This window comes from Acidovorax sp. GW835-FHT14B10, assembly GCF_058793725.1.
In genome coordinates, this window is record NZ_JBXAGC010000001.1 from 15,691 (window position 1) to 37,142 (window position 21,452).

Sequence of the window (21,452 nt, forward strand, 5' to 3'; positions counted from 1 at the left end):
CAATCAGGCTGCCTCGCCCCGAGAGGGGGCTACACGCCCATGAACGCCGTAGAAATCGAACAGGCCATTACAGACCTTGCGGAGCAGCCCTTTGACCCCGCAGAGTTCCCCTACGCCTTCCTTGAAGCCTTTGGCAACAAGGCGACGACCATCAAGCGCCTCCGCGCGGGGGCGTCGAACAAGTCTGACCTCGGCGGTGTTCTCCAAACCAACAACATCCACATCCTGACCTGCGACGCAGGGCGGGTCACGCAGACGCTGGCCGCCCTCAAGGCCAGCCCGGCGACGGCCAAGGCCAAGGCGAAGTTCATCCTCGCCACCGACGGCACGGACTTCGAGGCCGAAGACCTGACCAGCGGAGAGACCGTTGCCTGCGCCTTCAAGGACTTCCCGGACCACTTCGGCTTCTTCCTGCCGCTGGCGGGCATCAGCACCGTCCGCCAGATCAGCGAGAACGCCTTCGACATCCGGGCCACCAGCCGCCTGAATCGCCTGTACGTCGAACTGCTGAAGGACAACTCGGAATGGGGCACGGCGGAGCGTCGCCACGACATGAACAAGTTCATGGCGCGGCTGATCTTCTGCTTCTTCGCCGAGGACACCGACATCTTCGTCGGCAAGGGCCGCTTCACCGAAACCGTCGCGCAGATGAGCGCCAGGGACTCATCGAACACGCACGAGGTTCTCGCCACGTTGTTCCGCGCCATGAACACCAAGCGCGACGACCGGGCAGCAGCCAAGATTCCCCGGTGGGCCGAAGACTTCCCTTACGTCAACGGGCAGTTGTTCTCCGGCGGCGACGAGGTGCCGCGGTTCAGCAAGATCGCCCGGTCCTACCTGCTGCACGTCGGAGGGTTGGACTGGACCAAGATCAACCCCGACATCTTCGGTTCGATGATCCAGGCCGTCGCCGAAGACGAGGAGCGCGGCGAGCTGGGGATGCACTACACCAGTGTCCCCAACATCCTCAAAGTCCTCAATCCGCTGTTCCTCGACGACCTGCGGGAGAAGCTGGAGGAAGCGGATGATAACGCCCGCATGTTGCTCAACCTGCGCAAACGCATTGCCAAGATCAGGGTCTTCGACCCGGCCTGCGGTTCGGGCAACTTCCTGGTCATCGCTTACAAGGAAATGCGCGCCATCGAGGCCGAGATCAACCGGCGGCGCGGCGAGCCGGATCGTGCATCAGAAATCCCGGTCACCAACTTTCGCGGGATCGAGCTACGCGATTTCCCGGCGGAAATCGCCCGCCTTGCGCTGGTCATTGCTGAGTATCAGTGCGATGTGCTGTATCGGGGCCAGAAGCTGGCCCTGGCCGAGTTTCTGCCACTGCGCAATGAGAACTGGATCACCTGCGGCAACGCGCTGCGGCTGGACTGGCTGAGCATTTGCCCGCCAGCTGGTACCGGAGTGAAGGTGCAGGCCGATGATCTTTTTCGCACGCCGCTAGATCAAGCCGAGATCGACTTCGAGAACGAGGGGGGCGAGACGTATATCTGTGGCAATCCCCCCTATCTCGGCAGTCGATGGAGAGACAAGGAGCAGCAAGACGACTTGGCGGCCTTATTCTCTGGTCGCGCGCCTAGTTTCAAGGACTTGGACTATGTCGCCGCTTGGTACTTGAAGGCTGCAGATTATCTTCACGCCGTACCCGATTGTTGCTGTGCGTTTGTCGCCACTAAGTCGATTTGTCAAGGCGAGCAAGTCGCCATGCTATGGCCTCTGATCTTTGGTCAAGGCCTGGAAATATCCTTCGCTTACCGACCCTTTCACTGGAGCAATCTGGCGGCCGCAAACGCGGGCGTGACTGTAGTTATTGTTGGCATCGCATCCGCGCGTTCGAGCAAGAAAACTCTTTTTGAGGGTGATGAAAAGCGCGTCGTAGACAGCATCGGACCTTACCTGATTCCAGTCGGAAACATCATCGTTGAAAAGGCTCCTAGACCCTTAAATGGCTTGCCTCGGATGGACTACGGAAACAAGCCTACAGATGGCGGTAACCTGATATTGGACAGGGCCACGAAGGAGGGCCTTGTTGCGGCACGCCCCGAAGCTGCTCGGTTTATAAGAGCGTATGTCGGCTCCACTGAGTTCATCAATGGCGTGCCACGCTTCTGCCTGTGGGTTGAAGATGAGGAAGTTAATGACGCACGCTTAGTGCCCGAAATTTGTGAGCGGTTTGAGAACGTACGAAAGCTCAGAGCCGAAAGTAAGGGGCAGCAGGCGAACGCGAATGCAGACACGCCCCATCGGTTTGTCTTCGCGCCTCATCGATCTGGGAGCGCGCTGATTGTTCCTCGCGTTTCTTCCGAACGCCGCCCGTACCTGCCTGTAGGGATTGTCGATGATGCGACAGTAATTTCTGATCGGGCTGCGGTGATCTACAGGCCTGAAACGTGGTTGCTCGGTATCGTGGCTAGCCGTATGCATTTGGTCTGGATTGCTACTGTATGCGTCCGCATGAGAATGGACTTTTCTTATTCAAACACTCTCGGCTGGCACACATTCCCAGTGCCGACACTGACCGAGAAAAACAAGGCCGATCTCACGCGCTGCGCGGAGGACATCCTGCTGGCGCGGGAGCATCACTTCCCCGCGACCATCGCGGACCTGTACGACCCCGAGAACATGCCCGCTGACCTGCGTGCCGCCCATGAGCGCAACGACGAAGTGCTGGAGCGCATCTACATCGGTCGGCGCTTCAAGAACGACACTGAGCGGCTGGAAAAGCTGTTTGACCTCTATACCAAAATGACCGCTTCGGCTGCACCGGCCAAGGGCAAGAAGCGCAAAGCGGGAGCCAACGCATGAGCGACAAGATCAAGTCCGTACCGTCCGTTTCCGTCACCTACGCCCGAAACGGCGCATCGACCAAGGCCAATGCTCTTGGAATGCGGCCCATGCAGGAGAGGGCCTACGAGAAGCGGGGCGAGCAATACCTGCTTATCAAGTCGCCGCCCGCATCGGGCAAGAGCCGTGCGCTGATGTTCGTGGCACTCGACAAGCTCAAGAACCAGGGCTTGAAGCAGGCCATCATCGTTGTGCCGGAGAAGTCCATCGGTGCCAGCTTCAACGACGAGCCGCTGTCGAAGTACGGCTTCTGGTCCGACTGGCAGGTCGAACCCAAGTGGAACCTGTGCAACGCGCCAGGCAACGACAACGGCGGCAAGGTCAAGTCGCTTGGCGCATTCCTCGAAGGCGACGACAAGGTGCTGGTCTGTACCCATGCGACCTTCCGCTTCGCGGTCGATGCCTACGGCGTAGAGGCGTTCGACGACCGCCTGATCGCGGTCGATGAGTTTCACCACGTTTCAGCGAACCCGGACAACAAACTCGGCTTGCACCTGGGGCAGTTCTTCGCGCGGGGCAAGACGCACATCGTCGCCATGACCGGCTCCTACTTCCGTGGCGACGCCGAGGCCGTGCTCGCACCGCAGGATGAGTCGAAGTTCGATACCGTCACCTACACCTACTACGAGCAGCTCAACGGCTACGAGTACCTCAAGCAACTCGACATCGGCTACTTCTTCTACAGCGGGCCTTACGTCGATGACATCCTCAATGTCCTCGATCCCGCCGAGAAGACCATCATCCACATCCCCAACGTCAATTCGCGTGAAAGCACGAAGGACAAGATGCGCGAGGTGGAGCACATCATCGAGGCGTTGGGGGAGTGGCAAGGTATCGACCCTGCGACCGGCTTCCAGCGTGTCAAGCGCCCCGATGGCCGCGTGCTGCGGATCGCCGATCTCGTCGATGACGATGCTGCCAAGCGCGACCGCGTGTCCGCCGCGCTCAAAGACCCGGCGCAGAAGAACAACCGCGACCATGTGGACATCATCATCGCGCTGGGCATGGCGAAGGAAGGCTTCGATTGGATTTGGTGCGAACATGCGCTGACCGTGGGCTACCGCGCCAGCCTGACCGAGATCGTGCAGATCATCGGCCGAGCTACCCGCGACGCGCCCGGCAAGACCCGCGCGAGGTTCACCAACCTGATCGCCGAGCCGGATGCAGCCGAGGAAGCTGTCACCGAGGCCGTCAACGATACGTTGAAGGCCATCGCAGCCAGCCTGCTGATGGAGCAGGTTCTTGCTCCGCGCTTCGAGTTCAAGCCCAAGAACCCCGAGAGCGGCCCGACGCCGGGTTTTAACTACGGCGAGGGTGGCTACGACTCGGACCGCTGCAATGTCGGCGTCAATGAGCAGACAGGGGCGTACCAAATCGAGATCAAGGGCCTCGCCGAGCCCAAGAGCAAGGAGGCGGCGCGAATCTGTCAGGAAGACTTGAACGAAGTCATCGCGGCCTTCGTGCAGGACAAGCCCACCATCGAGCGCGGCCTGTTCGATGAGGAGTTGGTGCCCGAGGAGCTGACGCAGGTTCGTATGGGCAAGATCATCAAGGACAAGTATCCCGAGCTTGATGCCGAGGATCAGGAGGCCGTGCGTCAGCACGCCATTGCCGCCCTCAACCTGACGCAACAGGCCAAGCGGCTCGTAACCGAAGGCGAGGGCGATGGGTCGCCCAACACCGCCCTGATCGAAGGCGTGCGGCGCTTCGCGATGGACGTGCGCGAGTTGGACATCGACCTGATCGACCGCATCAACCCTTTCGGGGAAGCCTACGCCATCCTTGCCAAGACCATGAGCGAAGACAGCTTGAAGCAGGTCGCGGCGGCCATCTCGGCCAAGCGCACGAGCCTGACGCCGGAGGAGGCGAGGGAGATGGCCGTTCGCGCCGTCCAGTTCAAGAAGGAGCGCGGCCGCATTCCGGCGCTCGATTCCCAGGATGCCTGGGAGCGACGCATGGCCGAAGGCGCGGCCGCCTTCATGCGCTTCAAGGCGGAGGGACGCTATGAGTAACTCTGATCTTGACGAACTCGCTGCGGAGCTTGCCGAGTTCGCACCTCCTGAGAAGAAGGGCGGACGGCCGGCCAGTGAGGAGCGCGTCATCGCGGGCTTCGAGGAAATCCAACGCTTCACCGAAAAGCACGGCCGTGCGCCGCAGCACGGTGAGGACCGCGACATATTCGAGCGCCTTTACGCCGTGCGTCTGGACCGTTTGCGCGCGCTCCCGGACTGCCGCGCCCTGCTAGAGCCGCTGGACCATCAGGGCTTGCTTGCCGCTGCGCCTGCCGTTGCCGCTTCGGCAGATGAAGCCATCGACATCGACGACCTGGCTGCAGAGCTGGCGGGCGTAGCGGAAGCGGACGACATCACAGTTCTACGCCATGTCCGCACCAGCGCCGACAAGCGTGCCGCCGAGGAGATCGCGGATCGCAAGCCCTGCGAGGACTTCGAGACCTTTCGACCCTTGTTCGAGCGCGTGCAATCGGAGGTCAAAACCGGTATGCGCCAGTCCCAGTCCATCGAAGCGGGCCGCCGCGCGATTGAAGCCGGGGACTTTTTCGTTCTCGATGGCATCACGCTCTACGTTGCCGAGGTCGGCGAGCCGCTGAAGACGACCGCAGGGGAAGTAGATCGCCGCCTACGCCTCATCTTTTCCAACGGCACCGAAAGCAATCTGCTGCTGCGCTCGCTCCAACGTGCGTTCTACAACGACCCCGCCGCGCGGCGGCTGGCCTCGCCCGAGAGCGGGCAACTCTCCTTCGGCGGGGAGCTTGAAGCCGATGATGTCGAAAGCGGCACGATCTACGTCCTGCGCTCCCTCTCCGATCATCCCTATGTCGCGCAGCACCGCGAGATCATCCACAAGGTCGGCGTGACCGGGGGCAGGGTGGAGACGCGCATCGCCAACGCCGAGCACGACGCCACCTACCTGCTGGCGAAGGTCGAAGTGGTGGCGACCTACAAGCTCGCGGGCATCAACCGCACCCGGATGGAGAACCTGTTCCACAGGCTGTTCGCCCCCGCGCGGTTGAACATCACCATCAATGACCGCTTCGGTCATCCTGTGCAGCCTGAGGAATGGTTCCTAGTGCCACTTCATGTGATCGACGAGGCGGTTCAGCGCATTCGAGATGGATCGATCACCGAGTTTATCTATGACCCGCAGACCGCTCGACTGGTGGGCTACGCGCGGATTCACTATAAGGATGAACCATGATGGAAAGTCTGCGACCGAAGCAGTCAGAGGCTCGATCCATGGTCTTTGCAGAAGGGGCGCAGTGGGTCCGTGCTGACTTTCATCTGCATACCCGAGCGGACCGAGAATTCAAGTTCACGGGCGATGACAACTTCTACAACAGCAACTATGTGGATGCGTTGGAGAAAGCGGACATCCGATTGGGCGTCATCACCAACCACAACAAGTTCGACTTCGAAGAATTCAAAGCACTGCGCAAGACGGCCCAGAAGAAGGGTATTGCGCTGCTGCCAGGCGTTGAATTGTCGGTCAATGACGGGGCTAATGGCATCCACACGCTTGTTGTGTTCTCCGACGAATGGATCGATGAACACAATTACATCAACCCCTTTCTGACCAGCGCATTCGAAGGTAAAACGCCCGCGCAGTACGAGCAGGAGTACGGGCGCACTTCATGGTCGCTTCTGGAGACCATCAAGAAGCTGGAAGGCTATCACCGGGACTTCTTCCTTGTCTTCGCCCATGTCGAAGCCCCGAGTGGCCTGTGGGCGGAGCTGGATGGCGGCCGGCTTACTGAGTTGGGGCAAAACGAGTTCTTCCGACGCAGAACGCTGGCTTTTCAGAAGGTACGCACGCACGACGGCGCAGGCAAAGACAAACCCTGCCGCACCAAGATTCAAAGCTGGCTACAGAGCTGGTACCCCGCCGAACTGGAAGGCAGCGACCCCAAGAGTGTCGATGAAATCGGTCGAGGCAAAGCCAGCTACCTGAAGCTGGGCGAACTGTCCTTCGAGGCGGTCAAGTTTGCCTTGAGCGATCCCGCTGGGCGGGTAGCCATGGAGCCGCCCAAACATCAAGCGTCGCACATCCGCAGCATCCGCTTCGACGGCGGCATCCTCGACGGGCAAGTGCTGCATTTCTCTTCCGAACTCAACACGTTGATCGGCATCCGGGGCAGCGGCAAATCATCCATCCTGGAGGCAGTACGCTACGCCCTCGACATTCCACGCGGCGAGAAGGCGCAGGACACCAAGTACAAGGATGAGTTGATCCGCCATACCCTTGGCAGTGGCGGCAAGGTGACGCTGACAGCATGTGACGTGTACGGACAGGAATTCACCATCTCCCGCATCTTCCGCGAAGCCCCGAATGTCTATTTGGGCGGCAAGTTGCAACCCGGCGTGTCGATTCGGGAGACCGTACTGCGCCGTCCGATCTACTTCGGCCAGAAGGACCTTTCCAGCACCGGCGAAGGCTTCGAGACCGATCTGGTGGAAAAGCTGGTTGGCGAGAAGCTGCGTGTGCTGCGTGACGAAATAGAGGTTCAACGCCAGCGCGTGCGTGACGCTGCTCAGCGCTGGCTCAAGCTCAGCAACACGGCCGAACTCAAGCGCGACTTCGAGACCCAACTAAATGATGCCAACTTCCGTCTGACCAAGTTCGCGGAGCACGGTGTCGCCGATAAGCTCCAAAAGCGACTTGGCTTCCAGCAGGACGCCACAGCGCTCGCGCGCATGATGGAGCGGGCAGACAGCTTCATCCTCGCTCTAGGAAGTCTGATTGCCGAGCATGAGGACGAGCTGCGGAACGCAACGAGCTACGTTTCCAAGCAGAACCCGGATTTCTTCACGGCCTACTACGCCGAGTTCTCCAACCTCGTTGCCAAGGTCGATCAGCTCAAGCAGATCGAGCAAGACGCGCGAGCCATTGCAGCTCGACTCAAGACCAAACAGGGCGAATTTGAAGGTGCAAGCAAGAACCTTCAGGAGGAGTTTGCACAAGTTGAGCGCCAACTGGCTCAGGAGCTAAAGCAAACCGGCATGACTGCCATCCAGCCGGACGACTTCCTGGCCCAGCAGCAGCGCAAAACCAAGGCGGAGCAAATGCTTCAGGCGCTGGCCAAGCAGGAATCACAGCAGACCAGCATCCGCGACGCGCTGTTTGCCGAGATCGACAAACTCAATGAACTATGGCTACGCGAGTTCAACACCATCAAGGTAGAGCTGGACCGCGTGAACGCTGGCCACACCGCCCTGCAGATCGAAGCGGACTTCAAGGGCGACAAGGAAGCCGCCATCAGCTTCATGCAACAGCTCTTCAAGGGCAGCAACATCCGCGAAACCACGCTGCGCGCAGTGATGGAGGACTATGCCGATTTCGGCGGCCTCCTGCGTGCCCTGCCGGCAGCCTTGGCGAAGGCCGGCAGCACCCCCGAGGTCTTCGAAAAGACCTTCATGCAGAACCTGACCGAGTTCGTCACTTGGCAGGTGCCCAACCGCTTCGTCATCCGCTATCGCGGCAAAGAGTTGAAGCACCACTCTCTCGGGCAGCGCGCTTCGGCGCTGTTGCTGTACGTGCTCAGCCAACGCCAGAACGACGTGATCATCATCGACCAACCGGAAGACGATCTGGACAACCAGACCATCTACGACGATGTGATCAAGCTGCTACGGGAAATGAAGCCTCACGCCCAATTCATCTTCGCCACCCACAACGCCAACTTCCCGGTGCTGGGTGACGCGGAACAGGTGCACGCCTGCCAATACCAGGACGAGAAGGTCGCCACGCGAAGCGGCAGCATCGACGCCCGCCCGGTGCAGGACGCCATCATCAACATCATGGAAGGAGGCCAGGAAGCCTTCAACCGTCGCAAAGAGGTCTACAACCTATGGAAACCACAGAGCTGATCGACCTGCTCAGCCGGGGCGAGGACAGTCGGCAGCAGTTCAAGACGGACATGAACAATGCCGACGCCTTGGCAGCGGAGATTGTTGCCTTCAGCAACACCGCTGGTGGTCGCATCTTCATCGGGGTGAACGACGACGGTTCGGTGCGCGGCCTATCCGGCGCCGACGTTGCTCGTCTCAACATGCTCATCGCCAACGTGGCTTCACAGGTCGTGCGTCCCGCCGTGAACCCGCTCACGGAAAACGTGCCCCACCCGGCAGGCACGGTGCTGGTGCTGTCCATCGCTGAAGGCGTCAACAAGCCCTACATGGACAAGAACGGCGCGATTTGGGTGAAGAACGGCTCGGACAAGCGCCGCGCGACCTCGCGCGAGGAATTGCAGCGCCTGTTCCAGCAGGCGGGCTTGGTGCACGCCGACGAAACGCCCGTGGCGGGCTTGAGCGCGGGCGATGTGGACCTGCCCTATTTTGAAACCTTCTTCGAGCAGCAATTCGGTGAGCCGCTCGCCCAGCATAACCAGCCGCTGCCGCAGTTGCTGACCAACATGAACCTGATGAATCAGGGACAGCTCAACGTGGCGGGCGGTCTGCTGTTTGCCAAATCACCGCACTACGCGCTACCCGCCTTCATCGTCAAGGCCGTCGCCTTTGTTGGCACCCAGATTGAGGACGAACGCTACATCGACAGCCGCGACATCGCCGGCAAGCTGGCCGACGTGTTCCAGCAGACGCTGGGCTTTATCATCGCTAACACCCGCGCCGCGCAGGGCGAGCAGGGCTTCAACTCCCAGGGGCAGCCTGAGATTCCCCGCATCGTCTGGGAAGAACTGGTCGCCAACGCCCTCATTCACCGCGACTACTTCGTCAGCGCGCCGATTCGCGTACTGGTCTTCGCTGATCGTGTCGAGATCATCAGCCCTGGCCACCTGCCCAACAACCTGACTATCGAGAACATCAAGGCCGGCAACTCCAATATGCGCAACCCCATCCTGGCGTCCTTTGCCGCCAAGCTCCTGCCTTATCGCGGATTGGGTAGCGGGCTGCTGCGCTCACTAAGGGCATGGCCGCAGATCGAACTTATCGATGATCGGGCCGGCAACCTGTTCAAGGCCATCGTGGCGCGTCCCAGTGCGCTGGAGGCGGCCGGAGGATCTTGATTGATCGGTTGGGTAGTAGGCGGGCGGCTTCTGGCTTTTTGGAAAGTCACTATGGTGTCAGTATGAAACAGCACGACGAGAACGAACCCTTCTTCATCACGGAGGACATGGCAGCCGAGATGGCTGCTGCCGGCTACGAGTTCGAGCCTCCCGGCCATGCCAGAACGAAGAGCGTCCGCGACCTGTACGGATGGCAGCCCGGGGAGACCCTGGAGGAGGCCATTGCCCGTCACCAGCGAAGGCAGTGTTCATCCTCTTGATCTGAGCATGGCATTGTTCATGGCATTAGTTGAAGTTTTGATTGTAAGCTATTGATGTTTAACACGTTTCTATGATTATAGATGATCGAGTGGGAATGAAGTGACAGTGCCGTGCGGCAGACGACCTTGCGCCTGCGCGAAGCCTGCAGCCTGACGACAGGGCTGCGGAAGCTGGACGGGGCCCGGCTCGCGCGCTAAGGTGCTTGGCTCGTTGAAGGAGGCGTTTCATGCCCGACGTCCAGCCCGTGCAACCCGGTATCGCGTCTGCGCCGGGGCTTCCTCACCATGTTTTCTTTGCCGTGCTTGCGGACGCCGACGCAGGGCTAAAGGCAGATCGCCTGTGCGATCAGGAGATGGCTCTGCACCACCTGGAAGGCAGCAGGGTGCGCAGGGAGCGATTGCATGTCACTCTGGTGTCCCTGGGGTGGGACGCTGAGTTTCCAGAGCACAAGGCCGGGCTTGCACGCCTGGCAGCTGCACAGGTGGATGCCCCGGCATTCCCCCTGCGGCTGGACCGTTGTCTGAGCTTTCAGCGGCGCAACGCAAGGCGTCCCCTGGTGTTGTGTGGCCATGGCGCCGGTGTGGCCGGTTTTCTGGAACTCCACCGCTCCTTGTGCGGAACGCTGGACAGTGCATTCTCTGGTGGGACAAGTGCGCCACATGGTGTGCCTTCCGTGACGCCTCACATGACCCTGATGTACAGCCCCTCTGTGGTGGAGCCGCATCCGGTGGAGCCCGTGGGGTGGACGGTGCGGGAGTTCCAATTGCTTTACAACCTGCGCGGCTCTGCGGGGCCGTACCGGGTGCTGGGACGGTGGGCGTTGCAGGACTCGCAGTGCATGTGACGTGGCTGGCGCTTTCCGTCGTCCACCGCGGGTGATTGGCCATGGTGCCTCAAGAGCCCTTTTTGCCATTCTTGTGCTCGTCCGTCGGCACAATGCCGAACTCGCCCCTTTTTCGCGCGCCATGCGCTGACCCGAGGGGGCTCTCCGGGGACCGCGCTTTACCTTCTATGAACACTTTTCTTCCCTGCGTACGGGTGCCAGCTGGAGGCACTGCCATATGAATTCGTCCACAGACTTCTGGCCCCCATGCGGCTTTCACGCGCTCGTGCGAAACGCACGCGGCTGGCTGGTGCCGACCGAAACGTACTTTCGGTGGGTATTGGCAAGGCCCGAACTTGCCTTGGTGCCCGAGTCGTGCGCTGCCGAAATGGCCCTGCACCAGTCCCTGGCCACATCGCCCTTGCGGCCTGTGGCGCCGCAGGAACTGATGGCACTGCTGGACGACGACGCGCGCGAGAACTACGCCGTCTTCCTGCGTTTTCGCGATGCGTTGGTGAACGCGGGCACGCTGGAGGTCTACTACCTGCAGCTCATGCGCAGCGCAGCGGTGAATGTGCCTGCCGTGTTCATCGACGCCGTGGTGCAGGCGCTGCTGCGCAACTTGCTCGATGACTGCAACGATGCCTTCGAAGCCCGCGCCGCCGAGATGCTGTTCCGGCCGCAGCGCATCACCCTGCACGAGGGGCAGATGATCGCGGGCGACCGTGCCACGCTGGACATGCTCAACGAGACTGCGGGACTGGGCGACATGGGGCGCCTTCTGCTGGAAAGCGGAGCGCTGCAGCCGCGCATCGATATGCAGGTGCTCAGTGCAGACAACGCCTCGCACTACTGGCAGGGCAGCGAGCGATACCGGTTTTTGCTGGACCTGACCCATGAGCTGAAGCAGGACCTGAGCCACGGGTTGATCTTCAAGATGACCAGCGCCCGCTCGGGCCTGAAGGCGCTGGCCCGGGTGCTGGAGCGCTGGGTACAGCACTTTCTGGGCGTGCAGGTGCAGATCGAGCCCGTGCACCAGGTCACCGACAGCGCCTGGCGCTGGCATGTGGGGCTGGATGTGGAGTCCACCGCCATCCTCAACGACCTGTACCAGGGCCACCCGGTCGATGCCGACCGCATGGCGCGCCTGGTGAGCCTGTTCACGCTGACCTTTGCCAATCCTGCCGAGATGCGTGCCGATGTCGCGGGCAAGTCGGTGTACCTGGGGCTGGCGACCAACGCCGAGGGGGTGGTGCGCATCAAGCCGCAGAACCTGCTGCTCAATCTGCCGCTGGCGTCTCCGTCTTGAAATGCAACTGAATAAATAGCTGCCAGCGCTTTATCTATAAGCTATAGCGGCTAATTTGCTTCCAATTTTCTCGCCGATGGATGGCAGCCCGGTGCCGGGCGCTCAGCCAATCGTCATCAGACTCGCATTGCCCCCTGCTGCTGCCGTGTTGACGCTGAGGGCCCGTTCGATCAGCAGGCGCTCCAGCGGGATGTCTGCGGCGCCGGGCTGCAGCGCGGTCACACCCACGATGGGCCCGGCGCGGTGGGTGAGTGCGGTGCACACGGCCTGCAGGGATGCGGTGTTGCCATGGTGCAGCACGGCGTCCAGTGCCAGCGTGGCGTCGTTCAGTGTGTTGTCCTGCAGCATGACCTGCGCTTGGACCGGCGTGGGCAGCTGTGCGCGCAGGTCGGCTTGTGCACTGGGCCACAGGGCCGTGCCGCCGCTGGCGAGCACCGCGGCGGTCTGCGCCAGCAGGTCATCAACGCTTTGCGCCAGGCACAGCACCCGGGCGCGTGGGGCCAGTGTGTAGACATTGCGCTCGCCCGTGGGGCCGGGCAAGGTGCGGGCGGTGCCACTTTGGGTTTGCTGCGCAAAGCGCTGGCAGGTGCTGGCGAGTGCCGCTTGGCCTTGCAGCTGGGCCCATTGCTGCAAGGTGGCCAGGGGTGCCAGCAGGCGTTCACGCACCGCATCCTCGGGTGGCATGGCGCGGTCGGCGTCGGCAAAGGTGCGAGCCAGTGCATCGGCCGGACGCTGCGACAGCAGGCGCAGCAGGTACAGCGGTCCGCCTGCCTTCGGGCCCGTGCCCGACAGGCCTTCGCCGCCAAAGGGCTGCACGCCCACCACGGCGCCGACCATGTTGCGGTTCACGTAGACGTTGCCCGCATGGGCACGGTTCACCACGCGGGCGATGGTTTCGTCGATGCGGGTGTGTACGCCCTGCGTCAGGCCGTAGCCGGTGGCGTTGATCTGGTCGAGCAGCCGGTCCAGGTCGTTGCGGGCGTAGCGCACCAGGTGCAACACGGGGCCAAAGACTTCGCGCTGCAGCTCGCCGATGTGGTTCAGCGCGATCAGTGTGGGGGGCACAAAGGTGCCCTGGGCGCCCGCTGCCGAAACATGGTTCGGGTGCTGGAACACGCGATGGCCCTTGGCCTTGAAGGTCTCGATGTGTTGGGTGATGCCCGCTTGTGCTTCGGCATCGATCACCGGGCCCACGTCCACACGCAGCTCGGCGGGGTTGCCCACGCGCAGCTCGCCCATGGCGCCTTGCAGCATTTCGAGCACGCGGTCGGCAGCGTCGTCCTGCACGCACAATACGCGCAGGGCCGAGCAGCGCTGGCCGGCGCTGTCGAAGGCGGACGACACGGCGTCACCCACCACCTGCTCCACCAGAGCGGACGAGTCCACGATCATCGCGTTCTGTCCGCCGGTTTCGGCGATCAGCGGGATGGGGCGCCCTGCGGCATCCAGCCGCCCGGCCACGGTGCGTTGCAGGATGCGCGCCACGTCGGTGGAGCCGGTGAACATCACGCCCATCACGCGGGCGTCGCCAATCAGGCGGGCGCCCACGGTTTCGCCTTGGCCGGGCAGCAGCTGTACGGCGGCGCGGGGCACACCGGCCAGCCACAGCAGGCGCACCGCTTCGGCGGCGATCAGCGGGGTTTGCTCGGCCGGCTTGGCCAGCACGGGATTGCCTGCGGCCAGCGCTGCCGCCACCTGGCCCATGAAGATGGCGAGCGGGAAGTTCCAGGGGCTGATGCAGGCCACGGGGCCCAGCGGGATGTGGGTGGCGTTGTCAAACGTGCTCTGCACTTGGGCCGCGTAGTAGCGCAAGAAATCCACCGCCTCGCGCACCTCGGCCACGGCGTTGCTGGCGCTCTTGCCGGCTTCGCGCATCAGCAGGCCCAGCAGGGGCTGCATGCGGGCTTCCAGCAGGTCGGCGGCGCGCAGCAGGGTGGTGGCGCGTTCAGCGGGTGGCGTGGCGGCCCAGGGGGCTGCGGCGACCTGGGCATGGGTCAGGGCCTGGTCCACGTCGGCGGTGGTGGCTTCTTGCACCTGGCCCACCACGTCGCTGTGGTTGGCGGGGTTGCGCACGGGCTGGGTGGGGCCTGCGGGCACGTCAGCGGCCAGCAGGGGGGCAGCCGTCCAGACATGGGCAGCCGTGGCTTGCAGGGCGGCGCTCAGTTCGGTCAGCGTGTTTTCGTTCGACAGGTCCAGCCCGCGCGAGTTGGTGCGGTGGGCGCCATACAGACCCTGGGGCGTGGCAATGCGCGGGTGGGGCAGGCCGGCGGCGCCTTCCGCCGCGGCTTGCTGGTCCACCACCTGCACGGGGCTCTTCACCAGCTCATCGAGCGCAATGGTTTCGTCGGCGATGCGGTTCACGAACGAGGTGTTGGCGCCGTTTTCCAGCAAGCGGCGCACCAGGTAGGCCAGCAGGGTTTCGTGCGTGCCCACGGGGGCGTAGATGCGGCACGGGCGGCCCAGGCTGCCCTTTCCTGATTCTCGGCCCAGCTTGCCCGCGGTGATGGTGCCCACCACCTGCTCGTACAGTGGCTCGCCCATGCCGTGCAGGCACTGGAACTCGTACTGCCCCGCGTCGTAGTTGCTGCCCGCCAGCTGGTAGATGGTGGCCACCGTCTGGGCGTTGTGGGTGGCGAACTGGGGGTACACGGCTTCGGGCGCGGCCAGCAGCTTGCGCGCGCAGGCGATGTACGAGATGTCGGTGTGCACCTTGCGGGTGTAGACGGGGTAGTCCGTGAGGCCATCGATCTGGGCGCGCTTGATCTCGCTGTCCCAGTAGGCACCTTTGACCAGGCGCACCATCAGGCGGCGCTGGGTGCGGCGGGCCAGGTCCACCACGTAGTCGATGACGAAGGGGCAGCGCTTCTGGTAGGCCTGGATCACAAAACCAATGCCGTTCCAGCCCGCCAGCGTGGGCTCGCGGCACAGGCGCTCGAGCAGGTCCAGCGACAGCTCCAGCCGGTCGGCTTCTTCGGCGTCGATGTTCAGGCCGATGTCGTACTGCTTGGCCAGCGTGGCCAGGCGCAGCACCAGCGGGTACAGCTCGTCCATCACCCGGCCGAACTGCGCGCGGCTGTAGCGTGGGTGCAGGGCCGAGAGCTTGATGGAGATGCCCGGCCCTTCGTAGATGCCGCGCCCGTTGGACGCCCTGCCGATCGCGTGGATGGCCTGTTCGTAGGACTGGTAGTAGCGCTGCGCATCCGCGCTGGTCAGCGCGGCCTCGCCCAGCATGTCGTACGAGTAGCGAAAGCCCTCGGCCTCCATCGTGCGGGCATTGCGCAGGGCTTCATCGATGGTCTCGCCGGTCACGAACTGCTCGCCCATCATGCGCATGGCCATGTCCACGCCCTTGCGGATCAGGGGCTCGCCCCCCTTGACGATCAGGCGGCTGAGCGAATTGCCCAGGCTGCCCTCGCTGTGCGTGGCCACCAGCTTGCCGGTGATGAGCAGGCCCCAGGTGGCGGCGTTGACGAAGAGGGAGGGGCTCTTGCCCAGGTGGGCATCCCACTGGCCGTGGCGGATCTTGTCGCGGATCAGTGCATCGCGCGTGGCCTTGTCGGGGATGCGCAGCAGTGCCTCGGCCAGGCACATCAGCGCCACGCCTTCCTGCGATGACAGCGAAAACTCCTGCAGCAGCCCCTGGACGATGCCCGCACGCCCGGCGCTGGCCTTGCGTTCGCGCAGCGCCTTGGCAATGCGCAGGGCCAGTTGCTGGGCCGACGCGGCCTGGTCCTGCGGCAGGCGGGCCTGGGCCAGCAGCGGGGCCAGGGCTTCGGGCTCGGGGCGGCGGGTGGCGGCGGTGATGGCGGCGCGCAGCGGGTTGCTCAGCGGGGGGCGGGGGGCAAAGTTGGCGAACGGCGCGGAAGGCTGGGCGGTGGGCTGCGTCATGGTGAAGTCTTTCGGTGGTTGTGCGGGCCCAACACGGGTTGGGTGTGTTGTTGGCAATGATCCTTGGGCTTCGGCTGAATGAATATTCAAAGAATGCGGTATCTTTAAAATAATTCACTAACGTTTGCTGCCATGGAAATCAATCTGGACCGCATTGACCGCAAGATCCTGTCAATCCTGCAGGAAGATGGCCGCATCGCCAACCTCAAGCTGGCCGAGACCGTGGCCCTCTCGCCCACGGCCGTGCTGGCCCGTGTGCAGCGCCTCACGCGCGATGGCTTCATCCTGGGCTACGAGGCGCGGCTCAACCCCATCCAACTCGGCGCTGGAATGCTGGTGTTTGTGGAGGTGCTGCTCGACCGCACCACGCTCAATGTGTTCGACCAGTTCAAGGCCGCCGTGCAGGTGCACCCCGAGATCATGGAATGCCACCTGGTGGCGGGCGGTTTCGACTACCTGCTCAAGACCCGCGCTGCCGACATGAATGCCTACCGCGTGTTTGCCGGCAATGTGCTGTGGCAACTGCCTGGCGTGCGCGAGACGCGCACTTATGCGGTGATGGAAGAGGTCAAACACAGCAACCATCTGCATTTGCGGTAATGGCAGCCTGGCTGCGCGGCAACGGGCTTGGAGTGCGTGCAGCCCTCACCGCATAATGAATGAGCATTTCCACCAGATCGAGGAGAAGACCATGTCCGCATTTCCGTACGCTGCTGTTGCGCTGGTAGCCGCCCTCGCCAGTCAGTCGGCCGCAGCCGCCTGCTATCTGGTGTATGCGCCTAATCAGGAGATTGTTTATCGGGCATCGGTGCCTCCGGTGGACATGTCGCGTGACATCCATGAAACCCTTCCCCAGGTGGCTCCGGGCGCAACGCTGGTGTTCTCGCTGAACGACCAGGGCTGTGAGCTCACGATCAACAAGCTGCCGCTGGCATCCACCGCGGTGGGGGGCGGCATGCGCCCTGCGCGCGCAGACCGGGGCTGAACCCGGCCACTTCTCAGCGCCTGTTTACGATCTCTCAGGGGCGGGGCCAAGCGCAGCCCCGGGGCCTGAGACAATCGGGGGATGAGCGAACCGAAAGAACTATCCCCCTCGTTTGAACCCACCGCGCAGAATTCCCAGAGCGATCTGCCCGAGGGCTGGCTGCAGGTCCAGTCCATGGACCTGGATGCCCAGGGCGTCGCCCGCAAGCCCGACGGCAAGGTCGTCTTCATCGATGGTGCCCTGCCGTTCGAGCTGGTCACTGCCAACACCCACCGCAAGAAGAACAACTGGGAGCAGGCCAGCCTGGTGGCGATTCACCGCGAATCGTCGCAGCGTGTGCGCCCCGGCTGCCCGCATTTCGGTCTGCACGCCGGCGCTTGCGGCGGCTGCAAGATGCAGCATCTGCACATCGGCGCCCAGGTGGCCGTGAAGCAACGGGTGCTGGAAGACAACCTCTGGCACCTGGGCAAGGTGAAGGCCCAGACCATGCTGCGCCCCATCGAGGGTCCGGCCTGGGGCTACCGTTACCGGGCGCGGCTGTCGGTGCGCCATGTGATCAAGAAGGGCCAGGTGCTGATCGGCTTTCATGAGCGCAAGAGCCGCTATGTGGCCGACATGGCGCAATGCCCCGTGCTGCCGCCGCATGTGGACGCCATGCTGATGCCCTTGCGGGCGCTGATTGCCGGCATGGATGCGCGCGACACCTGCCCGCAGATCGAACTGGCCTGCGGCGACAGCGTGACCGCACTGGTGCTGCGCCACCTGGAGCCGCTGAGCGCTGGCGACCTCGCGCGGCTGCGCGCCTTCGCGGCCGAACACCAGGTGCAGTGGTGGCTGCAGCCCAAGGGGCCGGACACCGTGAAGCTGCTCGACGAAGGCGGCGAACCGTTGTCGTATGCGCTGCCCGACTTCGGCATCACCATGCCGTTCAAGCCCACGGATTTCACCCAGGTGAACCCGCACATCAACCGCGTGCTGGTGTCGCGCGCGCTGCGCCTGCTGGATGTGCAGAAAGACGAGCGCGTGATCGACTGGTTCTGCGGCCTGGGCAACTTCACGCTGCCCCTGGCCACCCAGGCGCGCGAAGTGCTGGGCATTGAGGGCAGCGAGGCCCTGGTGGCGCGTTCGCGCGAAAACTATGCATCGAATCAGGCTGCGGCGCAGGACCATAAAGCGCTGGCAACTACTGATTTTGTCGCGCGCAACCTGTTCGAGATGACCCCCGGAATGCTGGTGGCCGACGGTGTCGCCGACAAGTGGCTGGTCGATCCTCCGCGCGAGGGTGCCTTTGCACTGGCCAAGGCACTGGCTGACATCGAGCAGGCACGCATCGGTGCCGAGGGCGCAGGCCCGCTACCCGCGGGGGCTGAGGGCTGGACGCCACCCAAGCGCATCGTCTATGTGAGCTGCAACCCCGCCACGCTGGCGCGCGACGCAGGGCTGTTGGTGCACCTGGCGGGCTACCGGTGCACGGCGGCGGGCATGGTGAACATGTTCCCGCACACGGCCCACGTCGAGAGCATGGCGGTGTTTGACCGGGTGTGAGCCCGAAGGGGTGGGGTGGGGCTGCCTCTCGACCGGCGGCTGCGCTCGCTCGCCCGTCGGCTGCGGTTGCGGTTGCGGCCGCGGCCGTTGCGCGGTTCGGTTTCGACGTCGGTGTTGCGGTCCCTGCGCTCGGGCCTGTCCATCTTGCCCAGCACCGCTGGGCGTGCCCTCGATCTTGTGCTCGCGCATGTCGCCGTCTGCATCATCGGCAGACCCGCCGCGCTATTGAGGCCTGATCGGGGTCAGGCAGAAATAAACAAGGCTCCCGAAGGAGCCTTGTTGGCAGTCGTCAAGATGCGCGCGGTAAATCAGTCGCGCTCGCCGCCCATGATGCCCAGCAGGGCCAGCAGGCTCTGGAACACGTTGAAGATGTCCAAGTACAGGGCCAGGGTGGCGCTGATGTAGTTGGTTTCGCCACCGTCCAGGATCTGCTTCAGGTCATACAGCATGTAGGCGCTGAAGATGCCGATGGCGGCCACCGAGATCGCCATCATGCCGGCCGATGAGCCCACGAACACGTTGACGACCGCGCCCACCATCAGCACCAGTGCACCCACCATGAGCCACTTGCCCATGCCCGAGAGGTCGCGCTTGATCACGCTGGCCAGGCTGGCCATGACAAAGAATACGCCCGCCGTGCCGGCAAAGGCCGTCATGATGAGGTCGGTGCCGTTCTTGAAGCCCAGCACCATGCCGATCAGGCGTGACAGCATCAGGCCCATGAAGAATGTGAAGGCCAGCAGCACCGGCACGCCCGCCGCCGAATTCTTGGTCTTCTCGATGGCGAACATGAAGCCAAAGGCGCCGCCCATGAAGACAATCAGGCCCACGCCGCCGCGCAGCGACTGGGTGATGCCGGTAGCCACGCCAATCCAGGCGCCCAGCACGGTGGGCAGCAGGCTCAGGGCCAGCAACCAGTAGGTATTGCGCAGCACCTTGTGGCGCTGCTCCTGCGAGATGCCATAGCCCGCAGAGTGGCCCAGGGTGGTGACTTGGTCATTCATCTTGTGTCTCTCCTAGTTGGCCTGCACGACGCAGACCGCTGGATTCTATGTGGCGACGACTTGACGAAAAGCAATAACCGCATCCGATCAGACACTTTAGGTCATTATTCTTTCACCCCATGCAGCGGTTTGCCGGGCGCCAGCTGCCGCTATGCTTGCCGTTTCCATTCGGGTGGCCTGATCACTGATCACCAGCCCCCTCAACTGCGGTGCAACCATGAAAACCAAACACGTACTCGAACTGGCCGATGTCAAGAAAATCGCAGCGGCTGCCGAAGCCGAGGCGCTGAAGAACCAATGGGCCGTGACCATCGCCATCGTGGACGATGGTGGCCACCTGCTGTGGCTACAGCGCCTGGATGGTGCGGCGGCGGTGTCGTCGCATATCGCGCCGGCCAAGGCCCACACGGCCGCACTGGGCCGCCGCGAGAGCAAGGTGTATGAAGACATCGTCAATGGCGGTCGCACGGCGTTTCTCAGCGCGCCTGCCATCGAAGGCCTGCTCGAAGGCGGCGTGCCCATCCTGAAGGACGGGCAATGTCTGGGTGCCGTGGGCGTGAGCGGCGTGAAATCCTCCGAGGATGCGCAGGTCGCACGCGCAGGCATCGCGGCGCTGGGCCTTTGATGGGCGATGGAATGCTATTAGGTTCATAGCTGCCTGCGCTTTGCCATCAAGCGCTGCAGGTGGAAAACTCCCTAAACCAAAAACCGGTCTCAAGGACCGGTTTTTTGATGCCACCAAAGTTTCTGCCAGCGGGGGCTGGAAAAAAAAGCCTGGCTACGCGGGCACGCCCGTTGGCTGGCAAATAAGACCCTGTCGGGCTTGTGACAAGCCCGGGAGTCTCCCCACGATGAAACCCTGAAAAGACGGCAGCTGCGGGGTGGCGCGCGCGAGCGCGCTGGCTGGCGGTTCGATTTATTTGGTGAGAATCAGTTTGCCCAGCTTGGTGGCCTGCAGGCGGTACACCGATCCGTTGTGGCGGATGGCCACGGTTTTATGGCCCTGGAAGAGCGTGCTGCTGTCCACTGCCGCTGCATCAGCCAGCTGTGAACTGGGCATGGCTGGCGGAGAGGCCACCAACCCGGAAGCGGCGAAACACAGTGAGGAAGCTTTGGTCAAAGTGGCTTGCATGAGGGATCCAGGTGCATTGCGATTCGATTTGCTAATGATAACGATTCGCAATTACATGTCAAGTGATTTCTGCTGAAAAGGGATAAAAAGGGGCAGAGCGGATATCGCACTGCCCCGGTACTGCCAGGTGGGAGCCCTTGGTTGCCCCAGCGGCCCGTCGCTCCAACAAACCGTGGGGTCTTCACTGCCCCGTGGTGCCTGGTTTACGGCTGCGGCTCGGTGACAAAGCCGATCTTGCGCACGCCCGCACGCTGCGCTGCTGCCATGGCCTGGGCCACGCGTTCGTAGCGCACCTCCTTGTCGCCCCGGATGTGCAGGTCGGGCTGCGGCGTTTTGGTGGCTTCTGCCTGCAGGCGGGTGGGCAGCTCTTCGTCGGCCACAGGCGCGCCGTTCCAGAAATACTGGCCGTCGGCAGCCACTGACAGGCGCACGGTTTCGGGTTGAATGAGCTCGGGCTGGTTGGTGGCGCGGGGCAGGTCCACGTTCACCGAATGCTTCATCACCGGCACGGTGATGATGAAGATGATGAGCAGTACCAGCATGACGTCCACCAGCGGCGTCATGTTGATCTCGTTCATGACCTCGTTGGAGTCGTCCTGGGTTCCGAAGGCCATGG

Annotated in this window: 16 protein-coding genes; 12 read left to right on the forward strand and 4 right to left on the reverse strand. The window is 62.9% G+C overall.

All coding sequences use genetic code 11. The features are described from left to right. Positions 1-39 precede the first annotated feature (39 nt). The 8 genes from AC1Q5S_RS00125 (at position 40) to AC1Q5S_RS00160 (ending at position 12,282) form a co-directional block, all read left to right on the forward strand. Positions 40-2,811 carry a class I SAM-dependent DNA methyltransferase gene (locus AC1Q5S_RS00125; RefSeq protein ID WP_492238192.1) on the forward strand — a complete coding sequence of 924 codons (2,772 nt, stop codon included), beginning with the start codon at positions 40-42 and terminating at the stop codon, positions 2,809-2,811. Then, positions 2,808-4,862: a DEAD/DEAH box helicase gene (locus tag AC1Q5S_RS00130; RefSeq protein WP_492238193.1), complete on the forward strand. Its 2,055-nt coding sequence runs from the start codon at positions 2,808-2,810 to the stop codon at positions 4,860-4,862. Before AC1Q5S_RS00125 ends, AC1Q5S_RS00130 begins: the two co-directional genes overlap by 4 nt. After that, the gene (locus AC1Q5S_RS00135; RefSeq protein ID WP_492238194.1) at positions 4,855-6,066 is read left to right on the forward strand and encodes a GIY-YIG nuclease family protein; all 1,212 of its coding nucleotides are present in this window, start codon (positions 4,855-4,857) and stop codon (positions 6,064-6,066) included. The genes AC1Q5S_RS00130 and AC1Q5S_RS00135 overlap by 8 nt, the downstream gene beginning before the upstream one ends. Beyond that, positions 6,063-8,732: a TrlF family AAA-like ATPase gene (locus tag AC1Q5S_RS00140; RefSeq protein WP_492238195.1), complete on the forward strand. Its 2,670-nt coding sequence runs from the start codon at positions 6,063-6,065 to the stop codon at positions 8,730-8,732. The genes AC1Q5S_RS00135 and AC1Q5S_RS00140 overlap by 4 nt, the downstream gene beginning before the upstream one ends. Continuing rightward, on the forward strand, positions 8,714-9,889 hold the full coding sequence (locus AC1Q5S_RS00145) for an RNA/DNA-binding domain-containing protein (protein ID WP_015039748.1): 1,176 nt from the start codon (positions 8,714-8,716) through the stop codon (positions 9,887-9,889). The genes AC1Q5S_RS00140 and AC1Q5S_RS00145 overlap by 19 nt, the downstream gene beginning before the upstream one ends. Before the next feature lie 62 nt (positions 9,890-9,951). Continuing rightward, positions 9,952-10,149: a transcriptional regulator gene (locus AC1Q5S_RS00150; protein ID WP_015039749.1), complete on the forward strand. Its 198-nt coding sequence runs from the start codon at positions 9,952-9,954 to the stop codon at positions 10,147-10,149. 227 nt (positions 10,150-10,376) lie between these two features. After that, a complete protein-coding gene (locus AC1Q5S_RS00155) occupies positions 10,377-10,994 on the forward strand; it encodes a 2'-5' RNA ligase family protein (RefSeq protein ID WP_492238196.1) in 618 nt (205 codons plus the stop codon). A 217-nt stretch (positions 10,995-11,211) separates the two neighbouring features. Further along, positions 11,212-12,282: a DUF6352 family protein gene (locus AC1Q5S_RS00160; RefSeq protein WP_422202721.1), complete on the forward strand. Its 1,071-nt coding sequence runs from the start codon at positions 11,212-11,214 to the stop codon at positions 12,280-12,282. A gap of 102 nt (positions 12,283-12,384) precedes the next feature. On the opposite strand, the gene putA is transcribed toward AC1Q5S_RS00160, so the two are convergent. Then, positions 12,385-16,170 carry a trifunctional transcriptional regulator/proline dehydrogenase/L-glutamate gamma-semialdehyde dehydrogenase gene (gene putA / locus AC1Q5S_RS00165; RefSeq protein WP_303833496.1) on the reverse strand — a complete coding sequence of 1,262 codons (3,786 nt, stop codon included), beginning with the start codon at positions 16,168-16,170 and terminating at the stop codon, positions 12,385-12,387. Between the two features lie 132 nt (positions 16,171-16,302). On the opposite strand from putA, the gene AC1Q5S_RS00170 reads away from it, so the two are divergent. The 3 genes from AC1Q5S_RS00170 to rlmD all read left to right on the forward strand — a co-directional run bounded on the left by AC1Q5S_RS00170 (position 16,303) and on the right by rlmD (position 18,700). Beyond that, positions 16,303-16,770, forward strand: a complete 468-nt coding sequence (locus AC1Q5S_RS00170; RefSeq protein ID WP_303833497.1) for an Lrp/AsnC ligand binding domain-containing protein — start codon at positions 16,303-16,305, stop codon at positions 16,768-16,770. 91 nt (positions 16,771-16,861) lie between these two features. Next, entirely contained in the window at positions 16,862-17,155 is a 294-nt protein-coding gene (locus tag AC1Q5S_RS00175) for a hypothetical protein (RefSeq protein ID WP_303833498.1), read from the forward strand. 81 nt (positions 17,156-17,236) lie between these two features. After that, entirely contained in the window at positions 17,237-18,700 is a 1,464-nt protein-coding gene (gene rlmD, locus AC1Q5S_RS00180; RefSeq protein ID WP_303833499.1) for a 23S rRNA (uracil(1939)-C(5))-methyltransferase RlmD, read from the forward strand. Positions 18,701-19,008: 308 nt separating this feature from the next. Here the strand turns inward: rlmD and AC1Q5S_RS00185 are convergent, their stop codons facing one another. Continuing rightward, positions 19,009-19,704 (reverse strand): Bax inhibitor-1/YccA family protein, encoded by a 696-nt coding sequence (locus AC1Q5S_RS00185; RefSeq protein WP_303833500.1) that lies wholly within the window; start codon positions 19,702-19,704, stop codon positions 19,009-19,011. Between the two features lie 217 nt (positions 19,705-19,921). On the opposite strand from AC1Q5S_RS00185, the gene AC1Q5S_RS00190 reads away from it, so the two are divergent. After that, positions 19,922-20,329, forward strand: a complete 408-nt coding sequence (locus tag AC1Q5S_RS00190) for a GlcG/HbpS family heme-binding protein (RefSeq protein WP_026436152.1) — start codon at positions 19,922-19,924, stop codon at positions 20,327-20,329. Between the two features lie 291 nt (positions 20,330-20,620). On the opposite strand, the gene hemP is transcribed toward AC1Q5S_RS00190, so the two are convergent. After that, positions 20,621-20,836 carry a hemin uptake protein HemP gene (gene hemP, locus AC1Q5S_RS00195; protein WP_303833501.1) on the reverse strand — a complete coding sequence of 72 codons (216 nt, stop codon included), beginning with the start codon at positions 20,834-20,836 and terminating at the stop codon, positions 20,621-20,623. A gap of 203 nt (positions 20,837-21,039) precedes the next feature. Next, the gene (locus AC1Q5S_RS00200) at positions 21,040-21,450 is read right to left on the reverse strand and encodes an ExbD/TolR family protein (protein WP_303833502.1); all 411 of its coding nucleotides are present in this window, start codon (positions 21,448-21,450) and stop codon (positions 21,040-21,042) included. Between the last annotated feature and the right edge of the window lie 2 nt (positions 21,451-21,452).